Here is a 9,491-nt window from a genome sequence, read left to right as displayed (position 1 = left end):
TGTTCTTTGTATGGAGGGACTGGAGTTTTCTGAGGCAAGTGTGGCAGAAGAGTCGGTGCTTTCTTCTGTTCTTTGCACAGAGGGAGTTAGGTTTTCGGAGGTGAATGTGGCAGAAGAGTCAGTGATTTCTTCTGTTCTTTGTATGGAGGGACTGGAGTTTTCTGAGGTAAATGTGCCAGAAGAGTCAGGTTTTTCTTCTGTTCTTTGTATGGAGGGACTGGAGTTTTCGGACAGAAGTGTACTAGAAGAGTCAGGGATTGCTTCTGTTCTTTGTACGGATTGAGTTGGGTTTTCTAAGGCGAGTGCAGCAGGAGAATCAGTGATTGCTTCTGTTCTTTGTACGGATTGAGTTGGGTGATTTGAGGCAAGTGTAGCAGAAGAGTCAGTTGTTTCTTCTGTTTTTTGTATGGAGGGACTGGAGCTTTCTGAGGCGAAGTTAGTTGTTTCTTCTATTCTTTGCACGGATTGAGTTGGGTGATTTGAGGTGAGTGTACCAGGAGAGTCAGTGCTTTCTTCTGTTCTTTGTACTGGCTTGGAGGATGTGGATTGTTTAGTTTCTCCTATCAATTCTTCTATGCTAGACCATTGCTCTGGAATTTTTGCTTGAAAGTCTTGAGTGACTTTTGCTTGTATAGTTTCTTTGCTTTGAGATTTTCTACGAAAAATTTGAAGGGGATCATTTGCTTTTCGATTTGTATTCAAAGAATACTTTTTTTGAATAAACTTATGTTCAAGAGGGAGATTCCTGGAAGTGTTTGATGTTTTGTTTTTTTGTTTAATGGTAGACGAGGAGGATTGATCATGAGTCTCAAAACTAGGATTTAACTGGTATTTTGTTGTGTCTTGAGGATTAGATGAGGTAATAATGGAACGAAATATTTCAGTTTTTTTATGGGATCTTCGTGAAATATGAGGGGAGGATTGATTGGTATTTGAGCTTTTTTTTGTTTTGGTTTGAAATGAAGTATCGTAATCAGGAAATGAGGTTTTTTGAAGGCTAGAGTTTTTAGATAAAGGATCTTTGTTGAGTTCAGGTATTTTTATAGAAGTATTTTCTGCTTTTGTTTCAGGGGTGAATGAGGGATGAAGTGAAGGGGGAATTAAAGTTTTATTTTGTATTAGTGGGGATGTTTGTAATCTTTGTTGTTGAAATATATCGTCTATTAAGATCCCTTGAATGATGGATTTGTTCACAAAACTAATATTTATTGCTCCCAAGGGTTTGATAAACTTTGGAGCAATAAATTTTTGTCCTAGGGGATGATGGGTGAGTAAGGAAGATTTTAAGCTTAATGGTGTTTCTGGTAAGTTGTTTGGTGTTGCGTTTTCTGTCATAGTCAATACTTTAGTCCTTTAGGTTGACTAGAAGTTACATAAGTCTGAATATAGCTGTTTGTCTATTTTTTCGGCTCAGGCTCATAGTATGGAGTTGTAATCTCAATTTTTCGGGTTTGTTAGCGGCCAGATAAAATTAGCTCAATGCCTTCGTAGGCTAGGGTTAATTCTTCGATCGCCACTGAAGAACTGTCTGCTTGCAAAGCAGGAGCCTTCCAACTCACGGGTATTGCGTCCAGTAATGACCACGCTAACTGGGTTTCACCCGCTTGGTTGAACATGAGGATATTGAGGTTATATCGCGTTTTGGGAAAGCTACTGAGGGTTTGTGAGAGCCAATTCCAGAAGGTTAAATCGTTGGTCATTCCCCGTTTTAAGGTCACATCGTCGAATTCTGCATGGCCGACTAAAATGTGCTGCCGATCGTTGAGTCCCCCTTCAAGTAAGGTTTCTTTTTTCATATTGACTCCGAAGCCCGAACATTCACTGAAAGAAGCTTTGATTTCATTACCAATTTCAACGTAAAACCGATTGGTGAGAATGTAGTTGGCTCGATGTTGGGTATAGCGATTCGGTTTCTTCATGACAAGCGTCCTTTATATAATCCTTGACGTTGTTTTTGTTCACGTAAGTCTTCGAGTAATAATGCATAAACTCGATCGGCTAACTGTTGGACTTTCAAAGGATCGTCTTGAATTTTTTGGGCGGCTTTTTGTAAGGTATCAAAATTCGTTTGATCGGTGGGTCGGCGGTGGGTTTGGAAGGGTGCAGGAATGGTAAAGCCAGCCGCTTTATGTGGATCGCCGATGGGTTCCCAGGAGCTATGGGGGTTATAGTCATTAGTCATGGTCTGAGGTTTAGGGGAATGAGGCCGGTTTTTGCTAATAGGTTTTGCATTTCTTCAGTTTGCAGAAGCTCGGCAAATTTTTGCCCGATAGGAGGACGGCTATTATCACGAGCATAAACGACGGTGAGAGGATATGCCAAGGGATATTCACCGGTTTGAAACAATTCTACATGGGGGAAATAACTGCCTTTATCATTGCAGAGATCGGTTCCTGGATTCAAGGGTTGAGTGTTGTTTTGAATGAGGGGTTGAACGGCGGTTTTATTCTCAGTGGAAATGGCTAGGGGATAAACGGAACATTGGCCAAAAACTTGGGCGATCGCCCCAAAGCCAATGCCACCGATTTCCCGTTCCTCAAAATCGGCTAATATTGTTCGCAATAGCTCGAAAATCGGTAGGACAGAAATCGTAGATTCCGATGGCGTAGTGACCAAAGCATCGGGGTTTGTCGGTTTTGGCAACCCTTGACGAAAGGCGGCGATCGCCCCCGGATCTTGCAAAACCTGCTCCTCAAAGATACGGATGAGTTCTGGATTGTCCGGCACATATAACTTTACCGGTAAATCGGGGCCTCCCAACTCTTGCCAATTCGTCACTTCCCCGGTATACAACTGGCGTACCCGATCCAAACTCAACTGTCCGTTTAAGGTTCGGGGCAAAGAGTTACGGCGAAACTCGTAACTAAATGGGACAAAAATTACTAATCCATCATAGGCAATTCGTTTGGCTTCTAAATCCGGTTCATTGATGGCTGAGGCAATGGCAAAATCAGCCCGATCGCCGCGCACAGTAGAAATAGCCTCTTCCAAAGACTGCACGGGTTCATACACCAACTCCAACTTAGGAATACGCTGCCCTAACTCCGTTTCCAAACGCCGTCCCAACGCTACCAAATTCGGTTGTTTGATCACATAATTCCAAATCCCATTCCCCACGGCTGTATACTGAAACCGTCCCTGGGGAACAGCAGCTACATCTTGAACACAGCAAACCCTCGGATTTTGGGCGGTTGCCATGCCATTGGATCGCCGCAGTAACCACCACCCCAAACCACTCCCCAAACCCAACAATAGCAAGAGCCACAGTAACCACCACCAGCGACGCTTGCGCTTAATATCTTCTTCTTCTTCAATTTCCGCTGACTCGATGAACTGTAACGATCGAGACAACTGAGGCAAAGACTGGCGAGCCACTTCTGCACTAGGAAATGGCGTATCAATCTCCAATAAGCGCCAAATAAACTGTTGAATTTTGGGATCGACATCGGGCCAATTTTGGGGCAACTTCGGATTTAAACTGTTTTCTTCTTCAAGCGACCACGTGCCGGTCAGTAAGGTAAAGCTGATGTGGCCCAAATCCCGCAAATCTTGGCTTAATGCGGGTCGTTTTACCGTCATCGTGGGCGGGAAAAAACGATATTCCCACAACCACAAATCAGACAAATAAATCAGAAATTGGGGAAACTCAAAAAACTGTTGTTCTTGGGGCAAAATCAGCAGAGTATCTAAACTCAAATTTCCATGGGGTAACCCCCCTTGAATTTTGCTTGAAGGTAGACGATATTTTTGCCCATGCAAGGACTCTAAACTTTGCAAAACCTGATTCAAAAAATGCAACAATTCAAACTGATCCATTGCCCCCTTTTGTTGCACATAAACCCTTAATGTGGGATAAAGACTGGCCAAACCCTCGGTGACCACATAACAGCGTTCCTCGTGGCGATCGCCGATCGCATCCCCAAAACTCAACACCCGAAAATCCTGGGCCCGACCATCCGCCAAAACTGCCCCAGCCACATTCTCAAAATTATCCTTGTAATTCTGCGCTTCCTGAATATTAAAATAGCGCTTGGGTAACAAATACTCTTTAATCACCACAGGTGCATTGTTCACCACCTGCGCCCCTTTATACAACCGCCCCATCCCCCGAGTCCCGAGAAATTCCGTTACCCGATACCGTCCCCGATGGCCGACGATCTCTGCTTTCGGGCGTAAAATCGCCGGAAATCCGCATCTCAGACAAACTTTGGTCTCCCCATCCGCCTCAATACTCTGACGGGGCTGATCGCACTCCAATGGGTCTCCCCAAATACATCGGTATTCCGTATAAATCCAGTCTCTACGCGACCCCACCACCGGAGGCGCAACGGTTTCTACCGGTGCAGCCTCTGCTTCTGCTTCCTCCTCTTCCTCTCGCTCTCGACGCAACAGATCCAGCATATCCTGTTGGATAAACGGAATCAGTCGAATCATCCAGAAGGGAAAGAAACGATACAAGCGGTAAAATAAGCCACTTCTCAAGAAGCTCAACCGACTTTGGGCCCGTCCCCGTCCCTCCCGCTCAATCTGCTCTAGAGTTCGTCGGCCAAAAGGCCGATTATTTCTTCCTTGTCCCATCTGATGTCAAGAAGTCCTACTATTCAACCCTTTCGATTGCATCCGATACTGGACTCCCTTCCAATACCGACACAATTCCAGGTAAATACCGATCTACAATCGTCACATTGGCATACACTAACGATCGCACCAAAGCCAGACTGAGGCGATCGTTCTCTACATCAATGCTTGTCTTATATCGGATTTCACCGTCCGTAAAGTCTAACTCAAAATTGCCCAAAATCATGCCATAGTTAGCTTTTGTTAAGAATTCAGCCATTAACCCCCGATACTCCTCTCCAACTGCAACAGGACAGATAGAATAAAAAATAAATTGCTTGTCCGCTTCATGAATCCGAGCATAACAGCGCCAACGACCGTTGTCTCCCTGAAAAGCTAACTGTAAAAGTCCGGATTTTAACTGTATAAATTCCCAATCATCTTCATGGAAAAACTCGCGCACCACGGACTCTAAAGAACGTTCATCTTCCTCCTCTGTCCACTCCTCTAACTGGCGCATAAATTGGGTGAATTTTCCCTCTTTAGCCTCTGATAATGCTCCTTCTAAACCCTCCTGAACCACATTAAATAGGGTTTCCAGAGCTTGCGCTCCCATCTGAAAAGCTTGGGTCAATTCAGTTAAATTGGCTCGTTTCCAAAAAGTATCATAACCCACCCGTTCCCCATTAACCTCTTGATAAATAGAGAGAGCTAACCACAACTCAGATTGCAAGTATTCTGGGCTTAAAATTATACGTAAATCCTCTGGGATGGGATCGGGAATTCGATCGGGTTGTAACATCAGTTCTAAATATAGGGGGCGATCGCTCAAAAATTCCCCAGTCATCTCCCCGCGCCATCGTTTCTCTAAATTAAACCGATTTTTGCCCTCAATTTCTTCATAACTGGGCCCATCTACTGCCACCTTTAAGCTTACTTCCGGTAACCCCTCGTCAGAGTTCACCCCGATCTCCACCCCTTGCACTGGCAATGGAGTCTCATGTTCCGCATCAAAAATAATCTCTTGATTCAGTTCTAAATTGCGATCGCTCATAACCATTCCCTATATTCAAGCTGACACCAATCAAGTTAAGTGGGTTTAACAACGCGATATTCTGCCTGAAAAACCTCTTCCCAAGACAGAGAAACCCCTTCACATTGAACCCCCATTTCTGTTTCTGCATATCGCACTGCTCTCTGGAAACATTTCTCCCAAATCGAGTCAATAAAATCTTGATTTAAGCTAGGAATTTCTTCCTGAATATCCTCAATTTCATCTCGTGCAGATTGAATCGTAATGCTCCAACTCGCCGATCGCATCTCTGGCTGCTCATTCCACTTAATAATGTGGCTCATGAGTCGAATTAATTGACTTTGTATCGCTCGTTTTTCACTTCTTCCCATGGCTTCAATCAGTGCTTCTAACCCTTGACTCGCTTCGCTTGCACTACCTGCGTGCAAGCGATCTAAAATAGCGTTTGCGGTTTGATAATGGGAATGAATGGCCAGTTGCTGCCAATCGGATAAGGTGGACATGACTCACTTCCTCTCATGGTTTGGCGATCGCTACTTACAGCACTTTCCGCTGTTATCGCAATTTTAACTTATAGAGCAATTCCCTCATCCCCCAGCTCCTTCTCCCACTTCAGAATCTATGCCTACAATAAAAACACCGATCAAAACGCCATCATCCTTATGTATCTCACCTATCTTGATAGCAACTCTTGGTTACTCGAACTCGGAGGACAAAACATTCTCATTGACCCCTGGTTAGTTGGCCCCCTAGTATTTGGTAACCTGCCCTGGCTCTTCAAAGGATATCGTCCCCAAGACCGTGCCATTCCAGAAACCATTGATTTAGTCGTTCTCTCCCAGGGATTAGAAGATCATGCCCATCCCCAGACCCTGAAACAATTGAATAAAAATTTACCCGTTGTTGGCTCCCCCAATGCCGCCAAAGTCGTCAAAGAATTCGGCTATACTAACATCCATTCCCTAGAACATGGCCAAACCTATCGCTTCAATGAGCAGGTCGAGATTCAGGCCGTTCCTGGTTCTCCCATTGGCCCCACCCTCGTAGAGAATGGTTATATCTTCAAAGAACTCTCTAGCGGCAAAACCGTTTATTATGAACCCCACGGTTACCATTCCCCTACTCTACAGGAAAAGGGACCGATTGATGTAATTATTACGCCCATGATCGATTTAGGTTTACCGATAGTCGGGCCAATCATTAAAGGTACAGAAAGTGCCCTCAAAGTAGCTCAATGGGTCAAACCTCAAGTCATGTTGCCCACAGCAGCAGGGGGGGATGCCAAGTTTGAAGGCTTGCTGATTTCCTTACTCCGAGCCGAAGGAACCGTAGAAGACTTTCAGCAAACACTATCGGCTCAAGGCTTAAGCACCCAAGCCCTCTCCCCCACCCCTGGAGAGCGCCTAGAAGTACCACTGCATTAAACTTGGGGATGGAGAGGATGGGAAGGACACGGGGACATGGGGACATGGGGACGAGGAGACACGGGGACACGGGGACATTAATTGCCTCTTGCCTCTTGCCTCTTCCCTATTCCCCATTCCCTATTCCCCACTCCCTATCCCTCTACTCCCCACTCCCCATTCCCTTGTATGATAAACAATGGAGTAATACGGTTGTTTTAAGATTAACTATGGACATTCTCTCTTTAGGCTGGGTTTCCTTGCTGGTGATTTTCACCTTCTCTATCTCTATGGTCGTTTGGGCAAGAAACGGTTTCTAAGTAATATCTGAGGGAAAGCTCATGGAATCTCCACTTTTCGCCAGTCTCGTTTGGGCAGCTTTTGCCCTATTGATCTTGGTAACAGGCGGAGTCGTTTATCTTACCTTAGTAGACTGGAACGATCGCCGCAGGCGACTCAAAGAAGAGCGAGAAAATCGTTCTTCATCTTAATAATGGGGTAAATGGCGGTATTGGGGGATGGGGTGACGCTCCTGAACCCGATCGCCGATTCCCTGTCATAGCTTCCCGAAACGTCGAATCGCCATGAAAAACTCTGATACCATTATCTTAAAAGCCTTCTTATTTGCCATTACCGAGTGTGCAGAGGCATTGCCCTTAAGCCTCAAGTTTGGTATTCATCAAGTGATTAAAGATTGGGATAATGGAGACTCAAAAGCCCTCGTTGCCCTAGAAGAATTGCTCTATAACTATGATGAAATTCTGCCCCTCTATCAACAAGCTTGTGTGACGCTCCAGCAAAACAAGGTTAAACCCGAAATAGAGGAAGAAGTAGAGGAAGTAGAGAAAGAAAAGGAGACCGCTTCACCTCCCCTACCTTTACCGAACTTGAAAACCGTTGGCTTTATGATTTTACACGCCGAAGATCCTCAAGGGGCAGCGAAACGGAAATTAGAAGAGTATCAGGCTTCTCCAGAGTGGTATTTGCAGCTAACCCTAGATGACTTCAGCAACGGATTGTAAGCTCTAAGACGGTCATATTAGAGTGAAGGTGAGCTGAGTCGGGCGATCGCACCGCGCTATAAAAGGGCGCTTCGTGTCACGATTCAGACAGGAAACGCCCTTATACAATGTAAGTGTTGTGCGTAGGTGCAGATTAAGTTTTGCTGACGAATTTGATAATTCGTCAGAATCAAGCCTTATCCTAGATAGTCTGCTTCCGCTTCTAGCTGATGGACTAGAGAAACATCGCCTTTAGTACGAGCGACCTCTAATCTGTGTTGTAGGTTTTTGCGTAGGTTTTCTTTATGCGCTTGAGCGGCTTGTTGGAGTTGTTGGCGTTTTTTGTTCATGATAAACAGTTTTTTGACTTTTGATAAGGTAGATTGAGTTTCTTTCTTTTAAGATAACTGATTTAGCGAAAAATTGTAGCCAGAGTTACGAAATTTTAACAAACCCTTGGCCAAGCCTTTTTCGTCCTATCGTTGGCGTAGCGCGCCTGATAGGGCTGAGAATTTTGCCCAACTGGAACCTCTTTGGAGCTTTTCAATGACTGACATCCCCCTAAATCCAGCCGTTTATATTGTTGGAGCCGGCCCTGGTGACCCGGAATTGCTGACGGTTCGCGCTCAACGGATTTTGGCTCAGGCCGATGCAATCCTGTATGCCAACTCTTTGGTTCCGAAGCAGATGTTGCTCGATACCCGCAAAGATGCCGAGTTAATCCCGACGGGTCATCAAACCCTAGAGTCAATTTTACCGATGATGATTGAGCGGGTGCGTCAAGGTCATGTAGTCGTGCTGTTGCATTCAGGCGATCCGAGTTTGTACAGTGCCATTGGCGAACAAATCCAAGGGTTATCGGAAGCAGAAATTCCGTTTGAAATTGTACCGGGAATTAGTGCTTTTCAGTTGGCAGCCGCCCGCTTGGGGGTAGAGTTAACGGTTCCGGAGTTGGTGCAGACGATCATTTTAACGCGGGTGAGCGGCCGAGCATCTCAAATGCCTTCAGGGGAAGAGTTAGAGTCTTTGGCAGCCCATCAAGCAAGTTTATGTTTATATTTAGCCGCACGTCATGTAGAGCGTTCCCAAGAACAGTTGTTAAAGCATTATCCAGCAGATACTCCAGTTGCCATTTGTTATCGGTTGGGATGGCCGGATGAGAAGATTGTGGTGGTTCCGTTGGAAAAGATGGCACGTGAAACCCAGGAACAGGAGTTAATACGGACGACATTGTATGTGATTAGTCCAGCGCTGAAGGGTATCGGAGGGCGATCGCAGCTTTATCATCCCGATCATTCCCACTTGTTTCGTCCCTCAAGGGGTGACAAGGGAGCTAAAGAGTAGACTGTATAAGGAATAGAGCCTTTAACCCCTTCTGGAAAAATAAGCGCTTATGAGGCTTGGAATCCATCAGTTCTTGAGCCAAAGAAGACCAACATTGAAAGGACTGAACCCACAATAATCCATCGCATCCAATATAAAAATGACTGTGGCGTT

The 9,491-nt window shown here is 45.2% G+C and carries 12 protein-coding genes; 5 read left to right on the top strand and 7 right to left on the bottom strand.

Translation table 11 applies throughout. The features are described from left to right. The 6 genes from J7545_RS12390 to J7545_RS12365 form a co-directional block, all read right to left on the bottom strand. Nucleotides 1-1,341 (bottom strand): hypothetical protein (locus J7545_RS12390; RefSeq protein ID WP_318719614.1); only part of this gene is annotated, 1,341 nt, incomplete at its 3' end. 113 nt (nucleotides 1,342-1,454) lie between these two features. Then, complete coding sequence (locus J7545_RS12385; protein ID WP_318701078.1) at nucleotides 1,455-1,919, bottom strand: phage tail protein; 465 nt, start codon at nucleotides 1,917-1,919, stop codon at nucleotides 1,455-1,457. Beyond that, entirely contained in the window at nucleotides 1,916-2,182 is a 267-nt protein-coding gene (locus J7545_RS12380) for a hypothetical protein (RefSeq protein ID WP_318701079.1), read from the bottom strand. The genes J7545_RS12385 and J7545_RS12380 overlap by 4 nt, the downstream gene beginning before the upstream one ends. Beyond that, complete coding sequence (locus J7545_RS12375; protein WP_318701080.1) at nucleotides 2,179-4,578, bottom strand: substrate-binding domain-containing protein; 2,400 nt, start codon at nucleotides 4,576-4,578, stop codon at nucleotides 2,179-2,181. Before J7545_RS12375 ends, J7545_RS12380 begins: the two co-directional genes overlap by 4 nt. Before the next feature lie 19 nt (nucleotides 4,579-4,597). Then, nucleotides 4,598-5,611 carry a YbjN domain-containing protein gene (locus tag J7545_RS12370; protein ID WP_318701081.1) on the bottom strand — a complete coding sequence of 338 codons (1,014 nt, stop codon included), beginning with the start codon at nucleotides 5,609-5,611 and terminating at the stop codon, nucleotides 4,598-4,600. A gap of 35 nt (nucleotides 5,612-5,646) precedes the next feature. Further along, a complete protein-coding gene (locus tag J7545_RS12365; RefSeq protein ID WP_318701083.1) occupies nucleotides 5,647-6,093 on the bottom strand; it encodes a DUF29 domain-containing protein in 447 nt (148 codons plus the stop codon). 159 nt (nucleotides 6,094-6,252) lie between these two features. On the opposite strand from J7545_RS12365, the gene J7545_RS12360 reads away from it, so the two are divergent. The 4 genes from J7545_RS12360 to J7545_RS12345 all read left to right on the top strand — a co-directional run bounded on the left by J7545_RS12360 (nucleotide 6,253) and on the right by J7545_RS12345 (nucleotide 8,015). Continuing rightward, entirely contained in the window at nucleotides 6,253-7,014 is a 762-nt protein-coding gene (locus tag J7545_RS12360; protein WP_318701084.1) for an MBL fold metallo-hydrolase, read from the top strand. 8 nt (nucleotides 7,015-7,022) lie between these two features. After that, nucleotides 7,023-7,313, top strand: a complete 291-nt coding sequence (gene petN / locus J7545_RS12355) for a cytochrome b6-f complex subunit PetN (protein ID WP_318719615.1) — start codon at nucleotides 7,023-7,025, stop codon at nucleotides 7,311-7,313. A 21-nt stretch (nucleotides 7,314-7,334) separates the two neighbouring features. After that, on the top strand, nucleotides 7,335-7,484 hold the full coding sequence (locus J7545_RS12350) for a hypothetical protein (RefSeq protein WP_271941320.1): 150 nt from the start codon (nucleotides 7,335-7,337) through the stop codon (nucleotides 7,482-7,484). 93 nt (nucleotides 7,485-7,577) lie between these two features. Then, nucleotides 7,578-8,015, top strand: coding sequence for a hypothetical protein (locus tag J7545_RS12345; protein ID WP_318701087.1), 438 nt, complete (start codon nucleotides 7,578-7,580; stop codon nucleotides 8,013-8,015). Between the two features lie 176 nt (nucleotides 8,016-8,191). On the opposite strand, the gene J7545_RS12340 is transcribed toward J7545_RS12345, so the two are convergent. Next, nucleotides 8,192-8,344 carry a hypothetical protein gene (locus J7545_RS12340; protein WP_271941314.1) on the bottom strand — a complete coding sequence of 51 codons (153 nt, stop codon included), beginning with the start codon at nucleotides 8,342-8,344 and terminating at the stop codon, nucleotides 8,192-8,194. A gap of 196 nt (nucleotides 8,345-8,540) precedes the next feature. Here J7545_RS12340 and cobM point away from each other — a divergent pair, with 196 nt between their 5' ends. Next, nucleotides 8,541-9,338 (top strand): precorrin-4 C(11)-methyltransferase, encoded by a 798-nt coding sequence (cobM, locus tag J7545_RS12335; protein ID WP_318701088.1) that lies wholly within the window; start codon nucleotides 8,541-8,543, stop codon nucleotides 9,336-9,338. Nucleotides 9,339-9,491: the final 153 nt, after the last annotated feature.

The organism is Roseofilum sp. SBFL, assembly GCF_017746885.1.
Taxonomy (GTDB): Bacteria; Cyanobacteriota; Cyanobacteriia; order Cyanobacteriales; family Desertifilaceae; genus Roseofilum.
The sequence above is the reverse complement of the archived record's forward strand: the minus strand, read 5'-3'. Positions and strand labels throughout refer to the sequence as shown.